Annotated in this window: 25 protein-coding genes and 4 pseudogenes; 19 read left to right on the top strand and 10 right to left on the bottom strand. The window is 71.6% G+C overall.

The annotated features are described in order from the left end of the window. Positions 1–41: 41 nt before the first annotated feature. Entirely contained in the window at positions 42–521 is a 480-nt protein-coding gene (locus tag LP418_RS23660) for a nuclear transport factor 2 family protein (protein ID WP_257953926.1), read from the bottom strand. A 131-nt stretch (positions 522–652) separates the two neighbouring features. On the opposite strand from LP418_RS23660, the gene LP418_RS23655 reads away from it, so the two are divergent. Beyond that, on the top strand, positions 653–1609 hold the full coding sequence (locus LP418_RS23655) for a hypothetical protein (protein ID WP_257953925.1): 957 nt from the start codon (positions 653–655) through the stop codon (positions 1607–1609). Positions 1610–1615: 6 nt separating this feature from the next. Here LP418_RS23655 and LP418_RS23650 read toward each other — a convergent pair whose 3' ends face one another. Genes LP418_RS23650 through LP418_RS23640 form a run of 3 tightly spaced genes read right to left on the bottom strand, consistent with a single transcriptional unit; the run spans position 1616 to position 3544 of the window. Then, entirely contained in the window at positions 1616–1858 is a 243-nt protein-coding gene (locus LP418_RS23650; protein ID WP_257953924.1) for a hypothetical protein, read from the bottom strand. 10 nt (positions 1859–1868) lie between these two features. Beyond that, complete coding sequence (locus LP418_RS23645; protein WP_257953923.1) at positions 1869–2147, bottom strand: hypothetical protein; 279 nt, start codon at positions 2145–2147, stop codon at positions 1869–1871. Beyond that, entirely contained in the window at positions 2117–3544 is a 1428-nt protein-coding gene (locus tag LP418_RS23640) for a SigE family RNA polymerase sigma factor (protein WP_257957166.1), read from the bottom strand. Before LP418_RS23640 ends, LP418_RS23645 begins: the two co-directional genes overlap by 31 nt. Here LP418_RS23640 and LP418_RS31435 point away from each other — a divergent pair. The 6 genes and pseudogenes from LP418_RS31435 (at position 3543) to LP418_RS23620 (ending at position 7385) form a co-directional block, all read left to right on the top strand. Continuing rightward, on the top strand, positions 3543–3953 hold the full coding sequence (locus LP418_RS31435; protein ID WP_336275796.1) for a hypothetical protein: 411 nt from the start codon (positions 3543–3545) through the stop codon (positions 3951–3953). The genes LP418_RS23640 and LP418_RS31435 overlap by 2 nt on opposite strands. Then, entirely contained in the window at positions 3919–4296 is a 378-nt protein-coding gene (locus LP418_RS31430; protein ID WP_336275795.1) for a hypothetical protein, read from the top strand. Before LP418_RS31435 ends, LP418_RS31430 begins: the two co-directional genes overlap by 35 nt. Continuing rightward, the gene (locus tag LP418_RS31425; protein WP_336275794.1) at positions 4293–5357 is read left to right on the top strand and encodes a hypothetical protein; all 1065 of its coding nucleotides are present in this window, start codon (positions 4293–4295) and stop codon (positions 5355–5357) included. The genes LP418_RS31430 and LP418_RS31425 overlap by 4 nt, the downstream gene beginning before the upstream one ends. A gap of 23 nt (positions 5358–5380) precedes the next feature. Then, positions 5381–6268 carry a DUF4118 domain-containing protein gene (locus LP418_RS23630; RefSeq protein ID WP_257953922.1) on the top strand — a complete coding sequence of 296 codons (888 nt, stop codon included), beginning with the start codon at positions 5381–5383 and terminating at the stop codon, positions 6266–6268. Continuing rightward, positions 6265–6693, top strand: a complete 429-nt coding sequence (locus tag LP418_RS23625) for a sensor histidine kinase (RefSeq protein ID WP_257953921.1) — start codon at positions 6265–6267, stop codon at positions 6691–6693. The genes LP418_RS23630 and LP418_RS23625 overlap by 4 nt, the downstream gene beginning before the upstream one ends. 25 nt (positions 6694–6718) lie before the next feature. Further along, positions 6719–7385, top strand: a pseudogene (locus tag LP418_RS23620) (response regulator). Positions 7386–7389: 4 nt separating this feature from the next. Here LP418_RS23620 and LP418_RS23615 read toward each other — a convergent pair. From LP418_RS23615 to LP418_RS23600, 4 genes are all read right to left on the bottom strand, one after another. Then, on the bottom strand, positions 7390–8076 hold the full coding sequence (locus LP418_RS23615; protein WP_257957165.1) for a potassium channel family protein: 687 nt from the start codon (positions 8074–8076) through the stop codon (positions 7390–7392). Positions 8077–8201: 125 nt separating this feature from the next. After that, positions 8202–8480 (bottom strand): potassium channel family protein, encoded by a 279-nt coding sequence (locus tag LP418_RS23610; RefSeq protein WP_257953920.1) that lies wholly within the window; start codon positions 8478–8480, stop codon positions 8202–8204. 16 nt (positions 8481–8496) lie between these two features. Next, on the bottom strand, positions 8497–9258 hold the full coding sequence (locus LP418_RS23605) for a YihY/virulence factor BrkB family protein (RefSeq protein WP_257953919.1): 762 nt from the start codon (positions 9256–9258) through the stop codon (positions 8497–8499). Then, a complete protein-coding gene (locus LP418_RS23600; protein WP_257953918.1) occupies positions 9255–9416 on the bottom strand; it encodes a hypothetical protein in 162 nt (53 codons plus the stop codon). Before LP418_RS23600 ends, LP418_RS23605 begins: the two co-directional genes overlap by 4 nt. Positions 9417–9483: 67 nt before the next feature. Between LP418_RS23600 and LP418_RS23595 the strand changes: the two genes are divergently transcribed. Genes LP418_RS23595 through LP418_RS23585 form a run of 3 tightly spaced genes read left to right on the top strand, consistent with a single transcriptional unit; the run spans position 9484 to position 11847 of the window. Next, positions 9484–11115 (top strand): acyl-CoA dehydrogenase family protein, encoded by a 1632-nt coding sequence (locus LP418_RS23595; RefSeq protein ID WP_257953917.1) that lies wholly within the window; start codon positions 9484–9486, stop codon positions 11113–11115. Beyond that, complete coding sequence (locus tag LP418_RS23590) at positions 11115–11684, top strand: class I SAM-dependent methyltransferase (RefSeq protein WP_257953916.1); 570 nt, start codon at positions 11115–11117, stop codon at positions 11682–11684. Before LP418_RS23595 ends, LP418_RS23590 begins: the two co-directional genes overlap by 1 nt. Continuing rightward, entirely contained in the window at positions 11671–11847 is a 177-nt protein-coding gene (locus tag LP418_RS23585; protein WP_257953915.1) for a hypothetical protein, read from the top strand. Before LP418_RS23590 ends, LP418_RS23585 begins: the two co-directional genes overlap by 14 nt. Before the next feature lie 126 nt (positions 11848–11973). Here LP418_RS23585 and LP418_RS23580 read toward each other — a convergent pair whose 3' ends face one another. Then, complete coding sequence (locus LP418_RS23580; protein ID WP_257953914.1) at positions 11974–13266, bottom strand: cation:dicarboxylate symporter family transporter; 1293 nt, start codon at positions 13264–13266, stop codon at positions 11974–11976. A gap of 140 nt (positions 13267–13406) precedes the next feature. Here LP418_RS23580 and LP418_RS23575 point away from each other — a divergent pair, with 140 nt between their 5' ends. Genes LP418_RS23575 through LP418_RS23555 form a run of 5 tightly spaced genes read left to right on the top strand, consistent with a single transcriptional unit; the run spans position 13407 to position 15643 of the window. Continuing rightward, positions 13407–14015 (top strand): hypothetical protein, encoded by a 609-nt coding sequence (locus LP418_RS23575; protein WP_257953913.1) that lies wholly within the window; start codon positions 13407–13409, stop codon positions 14013–14015. Then, a complete protein-coding gene (locus tag LP418_RS23570) occupies positions 14008–14634 on the top strand; it encodes a sensor histidine kinase (RefSeq protein WP_257953912.1) in 627 nt (208 codons plus the stop codon). Before LP418_RS23575 ends, LP418_RS23570 begins: the two co-directional genes overlap by 8 nt. After that, positions 14600–14959 (top strand): sensor histidine kinase, encoded by a 360-nt coding sequence (locus LP418_RS23565; protein ID WP_257953911.1) that lies wholly within the window; start codon positions 14600–14602, stop codon positions 14957–14959. Before LP418_RS23570 ends, LP418_RS23565 begins: the two co-directional genes overlap by 35 nt. Beyond that, complete coding sequence (locus LP418_RS23560; RefSeq protein ID WP_257953910.1) at positions 14956–15462, top strand: response regulator; 507 nt, start codon at positions 14956–14958, stop codon at positions 15460–15462. The genes LP418_RS23565 and LP418_RS23560 overlap by 4 nt, the downstream gene beginning before the upstream one ends. Beyond that, on the top strand, positions 15431–15643 hold the full coding sequence (locus LP418_RS23555; RefSeq protein ID WP_257953909.1) for a helix-turn-helix domain-containing protein: 213 nt from the start codon (positions 15431–15433) through the stop codon (positions 15641–15643). Before LP418_RS23560 ends, LP418_RS23555 begins: the two co-directional genes overlap by 32 nt. Positions 15644–15646: 3 nt before the next feature. Here LP418_RS23555 and pgm read toward each other — a convergent pair. Further along, a pseudogene (gene pgm, locus LP418_RS23550) lies at positions 15647–17283 on the bottom strand (phosphoglucomutase (alpha-D-glucose-1,6-bisphosphate-dependent)). Positions 17284–17415: 132 nt separating this feature from the next. Between pgm and LP418_RS23545 the strand changes: the two are divergent. The 4 genes and pseudogenes from LP418_RS23545 to LP418_RS31415 all read left to right on the top strand — a co-directional run. Next, positions 17416–17766, top strand: coding sequence for a YciI family protein (locus LP418_RS23545; RefSeq protein ID WP_257953908.1), 351 nt, complete (start codon positions 17416–17418; stop codon positions 17764–17766). An 11-nt stretch (positions 17767–17777) separates the two neighbouring features. After that, positions 17778–18149 carry a YciI family protein gene (locus tag LP418_RS23540; RefSeq protein WP_257953907.1) on the top strand — a complete coding sequence of 124 codons (372 nt, stop codon included), beginning with the start codon at positions 17778–17780 and terminating at the stop codon, positions 18147–18149. Then, a pseudogene (locus LP418_RS31420) lies at positions 18146–18568 on the top strand (RNA polymerase subunit sigma-24); the annotation flags it as partial. The gene LP418_RS23540 and the pseudogene LP418_RS31420, both read left to right, overlap by 4 nt. A gap of 283 nt (positions 18569–18851) precedes the next feature. Further along, a pseudogene (locus LP418_RS31415) lies at positions 18852–18911 on the top strand (hypothetical protein); the annotation flags it as partial. Positions 18912–18952: the final 41 nt, after the last annotated feature.

Raw genomic sequence — 18952 nt, 5'->3', positions numbered from 1 at the left:
CGCCCGGGAGATCATCGGCGAGGGGCCGGGGACCGGGGTCGCTACGAGACCGGGCCGTCGCTGTCCTGGTTGTGCAGCACCAGCCATTCGCCCGACTCGAAGGTGAACGTGACGCCGATGGCCAGCGGGACTCCGTCCGTCGTCGGCGACGGCGTGTAGACCGAGTCGAACAGGACGAAGCCGGAGCGGCAGCCCTCGACCTCGGTCACGAGGACATCGAGCGTCTGGGTCCACTCCGGGTCGGTGAAGAAGCCGTCGATGAAACCCGCGGTTGCCTCCTTGCCCAGCAGCGTGCTGCCGTCGGCGAAGATGGCGGTGACATCGGGGTGGAGCAGTGCGTTGAACCCGCCGGCGTCCTTGTCGAACGTCGTCTGTCGGTAGTCCTCGACAGCACTGTCGAAGCTCGCGCGGCAGTGGCTGGGCGCGCTCGACTTGGCCGACGTGGCGGGCGGTGCTCCGACGCCGACGGCGATGGCTGCAAGCACGCTGGTCGAGAGGGTGGCGATGCGCATGGCGGTCATGGGTGTTCTCCTTGCCGAGTGGGGTTGGTCCGCTCAGGAGATCTCGCGTCGACGGGACCGGGCCAACGATTCGGTCACGATCGAATCCGCGGCCTTCTTCGCCCGCCGTTGCGCCACCTACGTTGACGGGCATGATCGTGGCCGACCTCGATGCGTCGACCCCGGCGCGACTGACGATCCGCCCCTCGCCGGTCCATGAGGTGATCGGCTGGCTCCGCCTCGTCGACTCGGAGGCTCGCCATCCGGTCTACGGCCGGACCTCTGCCTCCGACCGCGCCTCGATCCGCGACCCGGACGTCGCGCTGGTCGTGGACCCGGTGGCCGGCGGCGGCTATCAACCTGATCTCCTCACTCCCGTCGCGGGTGGCGGCAGCTTCGAGACCGCCTTCCATGACCAGCTCGACGCGATCGCCTCGGCCGATCCGGCGCAGAGCGCGACAGAGGTCGGCTGGTGGAGCGCCGGCCGAGCCGCACCGCCCCGGGTACGCACCGCGGTGGACCGCGGCGACGTCGGGCCGCGAGCGGCGCGTGGGCTCGCAACCGCCCGGCGTGCCATGGGTGACCGCTGGGAGTCCGTGAAGCAACGCCCGGAGCGGTCCACGCACGATGCTGCGGCGACCGCCGGTCGCGAAGGCGTGGGCGCGGTGCTCGGCGGCATGCACCCGGACGTCAGGTGGAGCGGTGGCGCGCTGCGCATCGCCAAGCCGTTCGACGAGGCCGTCAGCTATCGGGACCGGGAGCTCGTCCTGTCGCCCTCGGTGCTGACTCGGCCCCGGCTCACCGTCCGGGTGGTCCACGAGCCCCGCGGGAGCATCGTCTATCCGGCCTTCGCGTTCGGCTCCGGATCGTCTCGCACCAACGGACGCGACGGGATGGTGTCGCTCCTCGGTACGTCGCGAGCGGCCCTGCTCCGTGACCTCGACGTCGCCCGGACGACCTCGGAGCTGAGTGAGCGCCACTCCCTCGCCAAGGCGACCGTCTCCCACCACCCGGGTGCGCTCGCCGCGGCCGGGCTGCTCGTCGCGACCGGGCGCGGTCGCAACGTGGACTACCGGCGCTCCGCGCGCGGTGACCTGCTCATCGCCTGAGCTTGCCTACGGCGTCGTGAGGTAGAACGGAGGCAGGCCGGTTCCGCAGTCGTGCTCCACCTCCCGGCCCGCGATCTCCGAGCCGTTGAAGGTCACCTCGCGGTTCAGCTCTGCCACCGGATCCCCGGTGAATCTCTGCAGCACTCCCCCGTCTGGCGTGCCAGCGAGCTGGACACCCCACGGCAGGATTACCCACCGCGTGCCGGCCGGGGTGGCGAGGTGCACGCACCCTTGCTCCGTCACGGTCACGACGCCAGTCTCAACACCCGGCTCGGCGCCGGCCGGCGCGGATCCGACGACCAGCCTCGTGTCGGGTTCGTCCGCCCGCGCGACCGGACATCGCGAAGGTGCCCAGAACGGTCAGCCCGTCCACCGCGTAGGTCGGGACGGAGTAGAGCTCGCCGTCGGCCGTCCATGCCATGGCCTCGTCGGGATCGGCCGCGCCGGCGTCCGAGTCCACGGCCCCGGCGTAGCGAACCTCGCCGCCGCCGCGCGCGGCGGTCGCGATCAGGTCGGGCTGGCCCGAGTCGTTGGGCACGCCGTAGGTCTCACCAGTGGCGGTGACACCCCCACTCCGTCGGCTCCGTCCGGACGTACGTCGTGCTGATCCAGAAGGACGCATCGGCATCGGCCCCGATCACGAGGCTGGTCTGGTGAGGTCGGAGGTCCAAGACGTTGCCCGGGGACGTCGGCTGATCCATTGCCCGGGCGGCGTCGCGCGGTGCACGTGAGGGAGGCACCGCTCGGCCAGCGGAAGGTGCCCGCGCTCAGGCACCTCAGGTCCGTGGACACGCCGGTCGCGCCCTCCGGACGCGAGCCCGGGTCGATGGACGTGGTGCCCGTGCCCCGGGTGATGACGGGCTCACTGAGCGGGGTGTCCGGGTCGGCTCCCGGCAGGTGGTCCACCGGTGCAGCGGACTGGCTGGGACTCTGCGGGTCCGTCGCGACGACCGCGTCCGGGTCCCTGACCGCGGTGCCGTCCGCGGTGAGCAGGGCGACGGGGATCGCGACCGCGAGCACGGCCGCGACGGCCGCGGCCCCACCGATGCGGCGCGCTCGGGTGCGGCGCACGCGCTTCTCGATCCGGGCGAAGCGGTCAGGCGGCTCGTGCAGGTCAGGAGTGAGCTCACGGAGCATGGCCTCGAGGTCGGCGTCGTTCATCGTTCTCTCCCCTCCCGGGACGGCGGTCACTTCCATGGCCAAGCGCAGCTTCACGAGACCCTTCGCCGTCTGGCTCTTCACGGTCCCCGTCGAGCAGCCCATGATCTGCGCGGTCGCCTCGACCGAGAGGTCGTCGAAGAACCGCAGCACCACGGCCTGCCGCTGGCCCACCGGCAAGGACCCGAGGGCAGTCGCCAGCTGGGCCCGGTCGTCGACCCGGGCGGTCTCGTCGGGGCGGCGTTGGTCGGCTCCCGTCTCGGGCAGCGCGTCCGAGCTGGGTCTCTCTCCCGTCCAGCGACGAGCGCGCCAGCTCGAGCTGGTGCGCACCATCACCGTGCGTACGTAGGCCTCCGGCTGGCCGTCCGCGATCCGCTTCCAGTGCGGCCGGGTCCCGGCCAGCGCCGTCTGCAGGAGGTCCTCGGCCAGCGCTCCGTCACCCGTGAGCATCCAAGCGGTGCGCAGCAGTGCCGGCGAGCGCGCCACCACGAACTCCCGGAATCCAGCCGGTTCTGCGCCCACGCGATCCCCCTCGGTCAGAGCCACTGACCATTGAACCGCCCGGCCCTCCGATCTGGTTGCCTGCGCCCGCGTCAAGATCGCGTCAAGATCTCCGGCGCCAGCGCCGGACGGCCGGACGCTGGCGACATGACCTACGCCGGCACCGAGCTGCGCCCCGAGCCTTCCCCCGACACCCCGGTCACGCGCTGGATGTACGGCGGTGGGCTGGGCGGCGAGGTGAAGGCCGGCCACGGCCACTCCCCGGTGGAAGGTCATGTGCCTCACCGGCGTCGACTACTTCTCGACGCTCGGCTACCAGCCGGGCATCGCGGCGCTCGCCGCAGGCTTGCTGTCCCCCATGGCGACCCCGGTGCTGGTGGCCCTCACCCTGCTGGGCGCACTGCCCGTCTACCGCCGCGTCGCCCGCGAGAGCCCGCACGGCGAGGGTTCGATCGCGATGCTCGAGCGGCTGCTGTCCTTCTGGAAGGGCAAGGCCTTCGTGCTGGTGCTGCTCGGTTTCGCAGCGACGGACTTCATCATCACGATGACCCTCTCGGCCGCGGACGCGACCGCGCACCTGATCGAGAACCCGGCACTGCACCCGTTCCTCGACGGCCACCACCTCCTGATCACCCCCGGGCCTGCTGGCCATGTTGGGCGGTGTCTTCCTGCGCGGGTTCACTGAGGCCATCGGGGTTGCCGTAGCGCTCGTTGCGGCGTACCTCCTCCTCAACGTCGTGGTGATCGGCGTCGGCCTGTGGCAGATCGCCACCCACCCGCACGTCGTGCCCGACTGGACGGACGCGCTCACCCGCACCCACGGGGACCCGATCGCGATGATCGCGGTGTCGCTGATGGTCTTCCCGAGCCTCGGCGCTGGGCATGTCCGGCTTCGAGACCGGTGTCGCCGTGATGCCGCACGTGCGCGGGAGCGTCGAGGACACGGCAGCCAACCCGGAAGCCCGGATCCGGGGCACGCAGCGCCTGTTGACGACGGCCGCGCTGATCATGAGCGGCTTCCCCGGTGACCAGCTCGCTGGTGACCACGCTGCTCATCCCCGCCGAGGATTTCGCCGATGGCGGTCAGGCCAACGGGCGTGCACTGGCCTTCCTCGCGCACCAGCACCTCGGCAACGTCTTCGGGACCGTCTACGACGCCTCCACGATCGCGATCCTCTGGTTCGCCGGCGCCTCGGCGATGGCCGGCATGCTGAACCTGATCCCGCGCTACCTGCCGCGCTACGGGATGGCACCGGAGTGGGCGCGCGCCGTGCGCCCGCTGGTGCTCGTGCTCACCGCGACGGCGTTCCTGATCACCCGGATCTTCGATGCCGACGTCGACGCACAGGGCGGCGCCTATGCGACCGGTGTGCTCGTGCTGATGACGAGTGCTTCCGTCGCGGTGACCCTCGCCTGCCGTCGCGACGGGCAGCGGCGACTGACCGCCGCCTTCGGCGCGGTGACGCTGGTCTTCGTCTACACGACCCCGGACAACGTGGTCGAGCGTCCCGACGGCCTCAAGATCGGCCTGTGCTTCATCGCCGCGATCATGGGTGTCTCACTGCTCTCCCGGCTTCGTCGCGTCTTCGAGCTGCGCACCACCGAGGTCACGCTGGACGCCACCAGCCGAGTCTTCCTGCGGGACTGCGCCCGCCGGACGATCCGCCTCGTCGCCAACCACCCCGATGCCCGGGACCGAGCGGAGTACGCCGACAAGGTGCGCCAGCTCCGTCTGGACCACGATCTCCCGAACGACCCCGACGTGATCTTCGTCGAGGTCACGGTGCGCGACCCCAGCGACTTCGAGGCCAGCTTGCGGGTGCGCGGCGAGGTGCTGCACGACCACTACCGGGTGATCACGCTGGAGTCTTCCTCGGTGCCCAACGCACTGGCCGCCCTGACGCTGCACGTGCGTGACGTCTCGGGCGTCGTGCCGCACGTCTACTTCGAGTGGACGGAGGGCAACCCGGCGCTGCACTTCCTGCGGTTCCTGCTCTTCGGGCAGGGCGAGGTGGCGCCCGTGACCCGCGAGGTGCTGCGTCGTGCCGAGCCCGAGCGGCACCGACGACCGCACGTGCACGTCGGGTGACGTCGCCCGGCAGGATGGGCGCCATGCGCGACGAGAGCTCGACGCTCGGCACGACCCGGCTCGTGTCGGGCTGGCTGCTCGCGCTCGCGGGGCCCGGGGTGCTGACGGCCGTGATGCTCCCCCACCGGGACGAGCCTGCGCTGGGCAACGAGGCGTTGCTGTTCCTCGGGCTGACCGTGGCCGTCGCCCCGGTGGGCGGTCGCTGGCCGGCAGTGGCCGCGGCGGCTGCCAGCGCCGCCCTGCTGAACTTCTTCTTCACGCCGCCCCTGCACACGCTGGCCATCCAGTCCGGGCAGGACGTCCTCGCCCTCGCCGTCTTCGTGGTCACCGCCCTCGCCGTGTCAGCGGTGGTGGACGCGGCCGCGTCGCGGCTGCGGCAGGCCGAACAGGCACGGCACGAGGCGGAGACGCTGGCCATGCTCAACCGCTCTGTCCTCGGCGGTGAGCTCGAGGTCGACGCCCTGCTGGCCCCGGGTCCGCACGACGTTCCGGGCCGCGGACGTCGCGCTCGTGAGCGCCGGGACCGCTCCCGAGCCCCAGCCCGACGTGGTGGTCGCCCCGGCGGGAAGGCAGCTGGCGCTGGTGGTGCGCGGGCCGTCCCTCTCGCTCGCCGATCACCGGATCGCATCGGCCTTCGCGTCCCACCTCGGCGTCCTCACCGAGCGAGAGGAGATGGGTCGCCGGGTGCAGGCCGCGCGCGAGCTCGAGGCCGGCAACCGCACGCGTACGGCGTTGCTCGCTGCCGTGTCGCACGACCTGCGCACACCGCTCGCGGAGATCCGGGCGGCGGTCGACACCCCTCACCCTGCCGTCCGGACAGCTGGCAGCGGGCGACCGCGAAGCACTGCTCGACACGGTCGGGACGGCCACGACCCGGCTCACGCGCATCGTCACCGACCTGCTCGACATGAGCCGGCTCCAGACCGGTGCGGTCAGTCCGATCATGGTCCCGACCGCGCTCGGGGACGTGGTCGAGCACGCCCTGCGGGGTCTCCCGCAGCGAGATCTCCTCAGCGTGGCCGAGGGCCTGCCCGAGGTTCTCTGCGATCCCGGCCTAGTGGAGCGCGTCGTCGAGAACCCGGCGTCCAACGCGATCCGGCACGGAGGCGGCGGATCGATCTCCGCCCGATCCGAGGGCAGGCGGGTGCTGCTGATCGTCGCCGACCACGGCCGCGGCGTGGCCGAGGCAGACCTGCCTCGCCTCTTCGAGCCGTTCCAGCGGCTCGGCGACGTCACCGCCGGCGAGGGCATCGGACTGGGCCGGCGGTCGCCCGCGGCCCGGCCGAGGCGCAGGGCGCCACCCTCATCGCCTCACCCACTCCGGGTGGCGGGCTGACCATGACCGTCGAGCTGGCCACCCCATGAGGATCCCGGTCACCGACGACGAGCCCGGCCTGCGCCGTACCCTCGCCATCGGCCTGCGGGCGAACGGCTGCGACGCCCTGACCGCCGGGGACGGCCGGACCGCGCTGCAGGCCTGCCGCGAGGACTCCCCCGACCTCGTCATCCTCGCACCCTGGGTCTGCCCGACGTCCCCGGCATCGAGGTGCTGCGCCAGCTCCGTGCGTGGAGCCCGGTGCCCGTCATCGTGCTCTCGGCGCGCACCGACTCGGCCGACAAGGTCGAGGCGCTCGATGCGGGCGCTGACGACTACGTCACCAAGCCCTTCGGTCTCGAGGAGCTGCTCGCCCGCATCCGGTCGGCGGCCCGGCGGGCCGGCACCGAGCAGCCGAGGCTGATGGCCGGCGAGCTCGTGATCGATCCGGGCTCGCGCACCGTCACCCGAGCCGGGACGCCCGTCCGGCTGACGCCCACCGAGTGGTCGCTGCTGCTCGTGCTGACCCGCACGCCCGGGCGTCTCGTGGACCAGCGCGACCTGCTGCACGAGGTGTGGGGACCGGGCTTCGACTCGCAGTCCAACTACCTGCGGGTCCACCTCGCGGCGCTGCGCAAGAAGCTCGAGACAGACCCTTCCCGCCCGCGGCACTGGTCACCGAGCCCGGGATCGGCTACCGCTTCGAGCCCTGAGGGATCAGTCCTCGGAGGTGTCTTCCCCGTGGGTCCCGGGGCGCGGCGCCCGGGGCAGCTCCTTCGCGGGGCGTACGACGATGAGCCGGTCGCCTCGCGCCAGCAGCGTCACGACGGGGTCGAAGTAGCGGTAGACCTTCTCGTCGCGCACGACCGCGATGACCTGGTCGGGCAACGACTGCGGGGGCTTGCCGACCTCGCTGACGAGCAGGTCGCGCTCGGCGACCTCGAGCCCTTCGCCGTACGTCAGGAGGTCCTCCATCACGGAGCCGAGCATCGGCGACATGGACGAGAGACCGAGCAGTCGCCCGACAGCGTCGGAGGAGGTGATGACGGAGTTGGCACCGGACTGGCGCATGAGCGGGACGTTCTCCTGCTCACGGACCGCGGCGACGATCCAAGCGTCGGGGTTGAGCTGGCGCACAGTGAGGGTGGACAAGACGTTCGAGGCGTCGCTGTCGGTGGTGATGATGACGTGCGTCGCGAGCTGGACCCGCGCACTGCGCAGCACCTCACGCCGCGTCGCGTCGCCGGTGATGACCGCGAGGCCGTCGCGGTGGGCTTCCTCCTTCGCCACCGGGCTCGGGTCGACGACGATGATCGCCTCGCGGTCGTGACCGTTGTTGACGAGCGTCTCGATGGCGCTGCGTCCCTTGGTGCCGTAGCCGACGACGACGACGTGCTCTCCCATGTTCTTCCTCCACCGGGCGACCCGGAACATCTCGCGGCCCCGGGGAGGCAAGGACCTCCGGGGGTGGTCCCGATCAGCAGCACCGGGGAAGGCGACGCGGGCCGGGGTGATGACGAATGCGTTGATCAGCCGCCGCGCTCGTCGACAGGGGTGATGTCGCCGTAGCCGGTCGTGCTCAGCGTGACGGTGGTGTAGTAGATCGAGTCGATGAGGTCGACTCCGGCCGGTCGGGTCGTTTCCGTCGATGTAGCCCCGACGGTCGAGGTAGACCAGCACGACCGTGCCGACCGAGATCGAGACGGCGGCAAGCACGCGTCGACCGAGCACCCACCATGGGGAACGGACGCGCTCCGGCAGGGCCACGCGCCCGCTGCTGGAGGCCGCTGACGTCGCGGAGAGGTCATGCACGGGCGGAGTCTTTCACGCCGCGTCCTTGGACGTGATCGCCGCGCGCAGGCGTTGGACGAGCTCGAGTCTCGCCCGGGTCGTGGTGCCCTGCGGAAAGACGGTGTCGAAGGCGGCGTTGACCGCCGCTCCGATGAGCACGGCGATGGCCGGGAGATAGAGCCACAGGAGTACGGCGATGGGCGCGGCCAGCGGCCCGTAGATCGACCGCGACTCCGCGGCGGTCACGGTGAGGACCCAGCGCAGGACGAACGATCCGCCGATCCGGGCCACCGGGGAGAACGTCGCGCCCGGGAGGTTGAACGCCCAGTTCGTCCGCACCGGCACGGACACGTGGTAGAGCGTGGCGAGGAAGCAGATGCACAGCACGATCACGATCGGCCAGTAGAACGACATCACGAACTCGAACCGCTCCGGCAACCAGTCCCGGATCAGCGAGGGCCCCGCGACGACGAGCGGCAGCGTGACCATGCCGGTGAGCATCGCCGGGACGTAGAGGCCGAACGACAGCGCCCGGGTCTTCACGATCCCGCGGTGACCGCCCAGCCCGTGCATGATCGTGATGGTGTCGACGAAGACGTTGAGTGCCCGCGAGCCCGACCACAGGGCGAGCACGAAGCCGACCGAGACCACGTCGAACCGGCCGCCGCGCAGCACGGAGTTGAGGGTCGGCGTGATGATGTCGTGCACGGCCTTCTCGGTCAGCCCGCGAGAAGCCGGGTCGATGATCGCGCCCCGGACCTCGGCGATGTCGGCGGGCGAGAACTGGTCCGTCACGTAGCCCACCGCACCTGCAGGAGCGCGAAGATCAGTGGCGGCACGGACAGCACCGCGAAGAAGGCTGCCTCCGCCGCGAGGCCGGTGACGCGATAGCGCATGCACGAGCCGACGGTGGCGACCACGAGTCGCCAGAGGTGGTCCGGAAGACCGCCCACCGGACCTGGATCGAGCGCAGCACAGGATGCTGCGAACTCGCTTCGGCCATGGCCCTACGGTAGTCACATGGACGCGTCATTCCGGGCATCGATGAACCGGGCACCGCCACTGATTGGTCACAATGTCGTGACCTCCGACGTCGCGCTGACCGAGGCGATCACCCGCCACGGCTCCGCGGATCTCGTCGACGACCTGACCCTGCTCGGGGTCGAGGCCGGCACCGCGGAGGCGCGCGAGCACGGCATGCTCGCCAACCAGCACCACCCCGAGCTCACGCCCTACGACCGCTACGGCAACCGGATCGACGAGGTCGCCTTCCATCCGTCGTGGCACTGGTTGATGGAGCGCGGCATCGGGCACGGCCTCGCCGCCGCCCCCGGGGAGTCGGACGCGCCCCACGCCCACGTGCGTCGCGCGGCGGGCTTCTTCGCCCGGTCGCAGACCGAGCCGGGCCACGGCTGCCCGATCTCCATGACGTACGCCGCAGTGCCGGCGCTGCGAGCCGACGACGCGATCGCCAAGGAGTGGACGCCACTGCTGGCCTCGCGCCGCTATGACCCGGGTGTGCGCGCCCGCTCCGACAAGGTCGGCGCGTTGGCGGGCATGGGCATGACCGAGAAGCAGGGTGGCTCCGACGTCCGTGCCAACGTGACGCTGGCGCGGCCCACCTCGGAGGACGGCTTCTACACGCTGCACGGGCACAAGTGGTTCACCAGCGCCCCGATGAACGACCTGTTCCCGGTGCTCGCCCAGACCGAGGGCGGGGTGACCTGCTTCGTGGTCCCGCGGGTGCTGGCGGACGGCACGCGCAACCAGCTCGACGTGGTGCGGCTCAAGGACAAGCTCGGCAACCGGTCCAACGCGAGCTCCGAGCTGGAGTTCGACGGGACCGTCGCGCAGCGCCTCGGCGACGAGGGCCGCGGCGTACGCACGATCATCGAGATGGTGGCCGCGACCCGTCTCGACTGCGTCCTCGGCTCCGCCTCGCTGATGCGTCGAGCGCTGGCCGAGGCGTCGTGGCACGTGTCCCACCGATCGGCCTTCGGCGGCCCGCTGGTCGACAAGCCGCTCATGCAGAACGTCATCGCCGACCCGGCCGTCGAGTCCGAGGCCGCGACCGCCCTCGCGCTCCGGCTCGCCGCCGCGGTGGACCGACCGGGCGACGCGCACGAGGCCGCGCTGCGACGGATCGCACTGCCGCTGGCGAAGTTCTGGGTCTGCAAGCGCACCCCCTTCATGGTCGCCGAGGCGCTCGAGTGCCCGGGCGGCAACGGCTACGCCGAGGAGTCGGGGATGCCGCTGCTCTTCCGTGAGTCGCCGCTGAACTCGATCTGGGAGGGCTCGGGAAACGTCAACGCGCTCGACGTGCTGCGCGCGCTGACCCGCGAGCCGGAGGTGCTGGAGGCGTGGATCACCGAGGTCGGGGCCGCTCGCGGCGTCGACCACCGCCTCGACCGGGCGATCGACGACACCCTCGCCCTGCTCGGCGACGTGGCCGGTCTCGAGGTCGGTGCCCGCCGGCTCGCCAGCCAGATGGCCGCCTGCCTGCAGGGCTCGCTGCTCGTGCGGTTCGGCACTCCCGAGGTGGCCGACGCGTTCTGCGCCTCGCGGCTCGGGACGTCCTTCAACGGGACCTTCGGCACCCTGCCCGGCGGCGACCTGCGCGCCATCGTCGACCGCACCACCCCGGTGCTCTGATGGCCACCCGCGAGTGGGACGCCATGACCTACGACGCCCTCCCGCTCCCCCACGTCGCCCGGGGCCAGCGCGTCCTGGACCGGATGCGGCTGACCGGTGACGAGCGGGTGCTCGACGCCGGCTGCGGCACCGGCCGCGACGGCGCCGCCCTGCTCGGACGCTGGCCCGGCGTCGAGCTCGTCGGCATCGACGGCTCCGCGAAGATGATCGAGGAGGCGCGGGCCAAGCTGGGTCCCGACGTGGAGCTGCACGTCGCCGACCTGACCGAGCCGCTGCCGATCGAGCCGGTCGACGCGGTGATGAGCGTGGCCGCCTTCCACTGGGTCGAGGACCACGACCTGCTCTTCCACAACCTCGCGGCCGCCATGGTGCCGGGCGCGCGGCTCACGTCCGACTGCGGCGGCCGGGGTCAGCTCGCGATCATGACCGACGCGCTGGTGGAGGTCACGGGCGAAGGCAAGTTCGGCACGTCCTTCAAGGGCGTCGACGAGACCCGCTCGTCCCTCGAGCGCGCCGGTTTCAAGGTCGAGGACGTGCGGCTGCGCCCCCGACCCGTTGCGACTCGATGACCCGGAGGTGCTCGACACCTATCTCGCGGTGGTCAACCTCGGGTCCTACCTCGTCGACCTGCCGATGGACGACCAGCGCGACTTCGTACGCCGAGTGCGGCTGGCCATGCGGGAGCCCGTCATCGACTACGTGCGACTCGAGATCGACGCCGTACGCCGCTGAAATGCCGTCGGCGCCCGGGATGACCCGGGCGCCGACGGTGTCATGGCTCAGACCAGAGCGGGCTCACGCTCGTCGACCGGCACCGGGGCGCCGTGCGCCTCGTCCTCGTCGAGCATCGTGGTCTCGTCAGAACGGGTCGTCGCCGGCCAGCACCCGGTCGGAACCGCTCGCGGTCGAGGCCACCGGTCCAGTGCCGATCAGCACGGTCGCCACGGCGTTGCCGGCGAAGTTGGTGACCGCGCGGCACTCGGACATGAACCGGTCGATCCCGACGATCAGGCCGACGCCGTCGAGCAGGTCGGGACGGTGCGAGCTCAGGCCGCCGGCCGGGGTGGCCATGCCGGCACCGGTGACACCGGCCGCACCCTTCGACGCGATCATCATGAAGGCCAGCAGAGAGAGCTGCTCACCGATCGACAGCGGGTCGCCCGGGGCCGAGGCGATGAACAACGACGCCATCGTCAGGTAGATCGCGGTGCCGTCGAGGTTGAAGGAGTAGCCCGTCGGCACGACGACGCCCACGGTGGACTTGTCGACGCCGGCGTGCTCCATCTTGGCGATCAGCCGCGGCAGCGCGGACTCCGACGACGAGGTCGAGACGATCAGCAGGAACTCGCGGGCGAGGTACTTCAGCAGCGCGAAGATGTTGATGCCGGTCGTCGCCTTGAGCAGGGTCCCGAGCACGACGAAGACGAAGACCGCGCAGGTGGCGTAGAAGCCGAGCATCAGCACGGCCGGGCTCTTGAGAGCGTCGATCCCGGTCTCGCCGACCACGCCGGCCATGGCGCCGAACGCGCCGAGCGGGGCGACCCACATGACCATCGTCAGCACCTTGAAGACGAGACGCTGGGCGTGGCCGACGCCGCGCAGGATCGGCTCACCGGTGCGGCCCATGGCCTGCAGGGCGAAGCCGACCAGCAGGGCGACGAGCAGGGTCTGCAGCACCTCGCCGGAGGTCAGCGCGGACAGCATCGAGTCGGGAATGATCCCGAGCAGCAGGTCCGTGGTGCTCGCGTGGGCACCAGCTGCCTGCTCGGCGCCGGCACCGGCCGTCTCGGGGGTGAGGTGCAGCCCCGAGCCCGGGTGCAGGACGTTGCCGACCAGCAGGCCGATGGCGAGCGCGACGGTCGACATCGCGATGAAGTAGCCGAGCGCCGGGCCGCCGACCTTGCCGACCTTGGCGGCGCTGCGGACGGAACCGACGCCGAGCACGATCGTGCAGAAGATGACCGGCTGGATCATCATCTTGATCAGGGCCACGAAGGCCCGGCCGATCGGCTTGAGCTCGACCGCGAACGCCGGGGCGACGAGGCCGACCGCGATGCCGAGCCCGACCGCCGCGATGACGGCGAGGTAGAGGTAGTGCGTCCTGTCCTTGCGTCGTATGGCGCCTGCGGCCGTGTCAGTCGTGGTGCTCATGATTCCTCCAGAAGCGGCCGGGGCGGGCGCCCAGTGCCATGGCCACCAGAGTGGGTCCGGCTGTGACGGAGGTCACCGTTGTGTTCGTTGAGTTCACAGCGGGCACAATGCGCGCATGGGCAGATCACGCGAGGGATCGGTTGCCCGCCAGTGCTGCTGCTGCAGGTGCTCGTGGTGCTGCTCGTCGTGGTCGTCGGCGTCGCCCCGGCGGTCTACGACGCACGGCAGGACGCCCGCGACAGCGCCGTGGACCGGTCCGTCTCCGTGGCCCAGACCGTGGCCGACTCCCCGCCGTGCACGACGCCCCGGACGATGCCGACCCGTCGGCGTCCCTGCAGCCCTTCGCCGAGAACGTGCGCACCGACACCGACGTCGACTTCGTCGTGGTGATGGCCCTCGACCGGACCCGCTACACGCACCCGAATCCCGACCAGATCGGGAAGAAGTTCATCGGCGACCTCGGCAGCGCGCCTGAGGGCCGGGTCTTCACCCGGGAGTACGAAGGGACACTCGGGCCATCGATGCGTTCCGTCGTGCCGGTCACTGTGGACGGCACGGTGGTGGCGCTCGTCTCGGTCGGCATCACGATCGAGGAGATCAACCGGGCTCTCCCTGCCGCCCCGGTGCCGGTCGCGATCGCGGCACTCGCCGTGCTCGCCGGCGGCCTGCTCGGAGCCCTGGCTGATCAGCCGTCGGCTGCGCCGCCAGACCCACGGTCTCGGGGAGGAAGAGCTCGGCCGGATGTATGAGTACCACCGCGCCGTACTCCATGCCGTCCGTGAGGGCCTGCTGCTCCTGGACGACCGGGACCGCGTGCAGCTGGTGAACGACGAGGCGCGCCGCCTGCTCGACCTGCCTGCCGACGTCATCGGCCGCCACGTGGGCGAGCTCGGCCTGCCCCCCGCGCTCGCGCAGGCCGCCGTCGGGGAGACCGCGGAGGCGGACGACGTCTACGTCACCGGCGAGCACGTGCTGGTGGTGAGCACCTCTCCCGCGCTCTGGAAGGGCCGCGAGGTGGGTGCCGTCGTCACCCTGCGCGACCGCACGGAGCTCCGGGCAGTCACCGGCGAGCTGGACGTGGTGCGCGGTCTCACCGATGCCCTGCGGGCGCAGAACCACGAGTCCGCCAACCGCCTGCACACCGTGGTGTCGCTGATCGAGATGGGGCGGTCGGCCGACGCGGTGGAGTTCGCCACCGAGGAGCTCCGGGTCGCCCAGCTGCTGGCCGACCGGGTCGTCTCCGCGGTGGAGGACCCGGTGCTGGCCGCGCTGCTGCTCGGCAAGACCGCCCGGAGCCTCGGAGCGGGGCATCACGCTGTCGATCGACGGCGAGGTGAGCACCCCGCGCTACCGGATCGAGCCTCGTGACGTCGTGACCCCGGCCGGAAACCCGGTCGACAACGCGCTCGACGCCGCCTCCGGCGCGGAGGGGCCGCGCGTCGAGGTGAGCGTCCTCTGGGACGGGACCCGCTTCCGCCTGCTCGTGGGCGACAACGGCCCGGGGATTCCCGAGGCCGACCACGAGCACGTCCTCGAGCACGGGTGGTCGACGAAGGCCGACAGCGGTGTGGGGCGCGGGGTCGGACTGGCACTGGTGAGCCGGGCGGCCCGCCGCAACGGCGGAACCGTCCGGATCGGCCGCTCGCCCCCGGGCGGCGCCGAGGTCGAGGTCACCGTGGGAGCACCCACGTGAGCGTCCGGGTGCTCGTCGTAGAGGACGAGGCGATCGCCGCGGAGGCCCACAGCGCCTACGTCGGCCGCATCGACGGCTTCGAGGTCGCCGGCGTGGCCCGGTCGGCCGGCGACGCGATGCGCCAGCTCACCGCGGACCCCACGATCGACCTCGTCCTGCTCGACATGCACCTCCCGGACGGGCACGGCCTCGGTCTGCTGCAACGGATGCGCGCGGCCGGTCACCTGTGCGACGTGATCGCCGTGACATCGGCGAGGGACGCCGACGTGGTGCGCCACGCGGTCGCCCGGGGGCGTCGTGCTCTACCTGCTGAAGCCGTTCTCGTTCGCGACGTTCCGCGCCAAGCTCGAGCAGTACGCCGACTACCGCACCGGCCTCGCCGCGGCCGCCGACGACGTGGTGCAGGACGAGGTGGACCGGCTCCTCGGCGCCCTGCGCCCGTCCGCCGCGACCGCGCCGCTGCCGAAGGGCATGAGCGCCGAGTCGCTGCGCCGAGTCACTGAGCTCCTGCGCGGCTCCGACGCCGCGCTGTCCGCCACGGAGGTCGCGAGCGCCACCGGGTCGTCGCGCGTCACCGCCCGCCGCTACCTCGAGCACCTCGCCGACTCCGACCTCGTGACCCGGACGCCGCGGTACGGCGGTTCCGGTCGCCCCGAGGTGGAGTATCGCTGGCGGACACGCTGACGATCAGCCGAGCGCCGCCGAGACCACCTCGCGCGCCTCGGCCTGCACCCGGGCCGGGTGGTCGGGCCCGCGGAAGGACTCGGCATAGATCTTGTAGACGTCCTCGGTGCCGCTCGGGCGGGCGGCGAACCACGCCGACTCGGTCGTCACCTTGAGCCCACCGATCTTCGCGCCGTTGCCGGGCGCCTCGGTGAGCCGCCCGGTGATCTGCTCCCCGGCCAAGGTCGTGGCGGTGACGTCGTCGGGCGAGAGGGCGGCGAGCTTGGCCTTCTGCTCGCGGGTGGCGGGAGCGTCGACGCGGGCATAGGCCGGGTCGCCGTGCTCGGCGACGAGCCCCGCATAGAGCGCGCTCGGGCTGGACCCGGTCTTCGCCGGGATCTCGCTCGCGAGCAGGCAGAGGATCAGGCCGTCCTTGTCGGTGGTCCGGGTCGAGCCGTCCATCCGCAGGAACGACGCGCCGGCCGACTCCTCACCGCCGAAGCCGAACGACCCGTCGATCAGCCCGGGCACGAACCACTTGAACCCGACCGGCACCTCCACCATCGGCTTGTCCAGCGAGGCCGCGACCCGGTCGATCATCGAGCTCGACACCAGCGTCTTGCCGATCCGCGCACCCGCCGGCCAGCCGGGCCGGTTGCCGCCGAAGAGATGGGCGATGGCCACCGAGAGGAAGTGGTTGGGGTTCATCAGGCCGCCGTCGGGGGTGACGATCCCGTGCCGGTCCGCGTCCGCGTCGTTGCCCGTGGCGATGTCGTAGTCGTCCTTGCGGGCGATCAGGGACGCCATCGCCGAGGGCGACGAGCAGTCCATCCGGATCTTCTCGTCCCAGTCGAGGGTCATGAAGCGGAAGGTCGGGTCGACCAGAGGGTTGACCACGGTCAGGTCGAGGCCGTGCCGCTCGGCGATCTCGCCCCAGTAGGCCACGCTCGCCCCGCCCAGAGGGTCGGCGCCGATCTTCACCCCGGCATCCCTGATGAGCGCGAGGTCGACGACGGACGGCAGGTCGTCGACGTACGAACCGAGGAAGTCGTAGGCACCGACCGCGGTCCGAGCCTTGGCGAACGCAATCCGGCGCACCCCCTCGATGTTGCCGCGGATGAGCTCGTTGGCGCGCGCGGCGATCACCGTCGTCGCGTCGGAGTCCGCCGGTCCGCCGTGGGGCGGGTTGTACTTGAACCCGCCGTCGGCGGGCGGGTTGTGCGAGGGCGTCACCACGATGCCGTCGGCGAGACCGGACTGCTTGCCCTTGTTGGCGCGGATGATGGCGTGCGACACCGCGGGGTCGGCGTGAAGCCGTCGCGGTCGTCGACCAGCACCGTCACGTCGTTGGCGACCAGCACCTCGAGGGCGGTCGCCCGGGCGGGCTCGCTCAGCGCGTGCGTGTCGCGGCCGATGAAGAGCGGCCCGTCGTACCCCTGCTCCTTGCGATAGTCGCAGATGGCCCGGGTGGTGGCGGCTATGTGGACCTCGTTGAAGGACGTCGACAGCGAGGAGCCACGGTGGCCGCTGGTGCCGAAGGCGACCTGCTGGTCCACGTTGTCGGGGTCGGGCTCGAGGTCGAAGTAGGCCGTGACGAGGTGGGCGACGTCCACCGTGTCGGAGGGCTGGGCGGGTGTTCCTGCGCGAGAGTCCGGTGCCATGCGGCCATCTTGTCGTCGTGACGCACCCGCGTCGAGAAAACTCGCGGGCCCTGTCGATCCGGATGCCGGTCATCCGTCACAGTGATGAGGTCGCGCCCGCGGCCACACGACAGCCACGAGGGAGTTCTTCCGATGAGCCGGTTCCTGATCCTGCTGCCCGCACCCGAGGCGGAGTGGGCCGAGCTGCCCGCGTCAGAGCACGAGAAGGGGATGCGATCGCACGGCCAGTTCCACGAGGACCTTCGCGCCGGCGGCCACTCGATCGTCGCCGTCGGTCCGCTGGAGCCGTCCGCCGCCGCGACGTCGATGCGCCCCGGCGCCGCCGGCGAGGCGGTCGTGACCGACGGGCCGTTCAGCGAGACGGCGGAGCAGATCGTCGGTTTCTACCTCGTCCACAGCGAGGACGAGGCCGACCTGCGCGCCGCCTGCCAGCGTTTCGCCGCCCGGGGCGAGCACATCGAGTTCCGCCGCATGGCCGAGTAGAGGAGATCGAGATGACCGAATACACCGTGTTGATCATCGGCGACGCAGACCGCTGGTGGACGTCGATGAGCCCGGCCGAACGCAAGGAGGGCTATGCCGAGTACGCGAGGTTCAACCGAGCCCTAGCGACCGGCGGGCACGAGATCGTCGGCGGCGGCGAGCTCACGTCGACGAAGGAGGCCGGGTCCATCCCCGCGGGTGGCGGCTCCGTGACCGAGGGGCCGTACGCCGAGACCGCCGAGCAGGTCGGCGGCTACTACCAGATCCGCACCGACGACCTCGACGGTCTGATGGAGTGCTGCCAGATCATTGCGGGGACTGGCGACGGCATCGAGGTGCGCCCCAACGTCGACCCCGCGGACAGGCCGTCTCCGGACGCATGAGCGACCCCCTCGCCACGACGGTCAGCGAGGAGTGGGGCCGGCTGACGGCCCTGCTCCTCGCGCTACCGCCGCCTCGAACGGTCGAGGACGCACTCGGCGACGCCGTCGAGGCCGCGACCCGCACCCGGCCGACCGACGGCGTCCCCGACAAGCCCGCTGCCCGGCTGCACACCGCGGCCAGCCGTCGCATCATCGATCGCCTGCGCTCCGAGGCCACCGCACAGCGCGCCGAGCCGCTGCTCGTCGTCGAGAGCGCCCGCCGCGAAGGAGGCCGCGTCATGGCCGATCCGGGGGCGCTCGTCGAGGACGACCTGCTGCGGCTCGTGCTGATGTGCACGCACCCCTCGCTCGCACCCGAGGCAGCGAGCGCCCTGACGCTGCGGCTGGTCCTCGGCGTGCCGACGCCCGACATCGCGCGGCTGTTCCTCGTGCCCGAGCCGACCATGGCCGCCCGGATCACCCGCGCCAAGAAGAAGATCGTCGGCGCCGGCATCCCGTTCGGCGTCCCGGACGCGTCCGTGCTGCCCGAGCGGCTCGACACCGTCGCGCAGACCGCCTACCTCGCGTTCACCGCCGGCTACGCGCCCGGAACGGGCGCCGATCTGCTCCGGGCCGCCCCGGCGGGAGAAGCGATCCTCCCGGGTCCGCTCCGTGCTGGCGCTCCGACCGTCCGAGCCGGTGCTGGTGGCGCTGCTCGCGCTGATGATCTTCCAGCACTCGCGCCGCGATGCGCGCGCCCACGACGGCCACCTCGTGCTGCTGCCCGACCGGGACCGCACCCTGTGGCACCACCACGAGATCGC

Origin of the sequence: Nocardioides sp. B-3, assembly GCF_024703895.1 — a bacterium.
Lineage (GTDB): Bacteria > Actinomycetota > Actinomycetes > Propionibacteriales > Nocardioidaceae > Nocardioides.
Note: the sequence above shows the minus strand (reverse complement) of the source record. Positions and strands in the feature narration are given on the sequence as shown.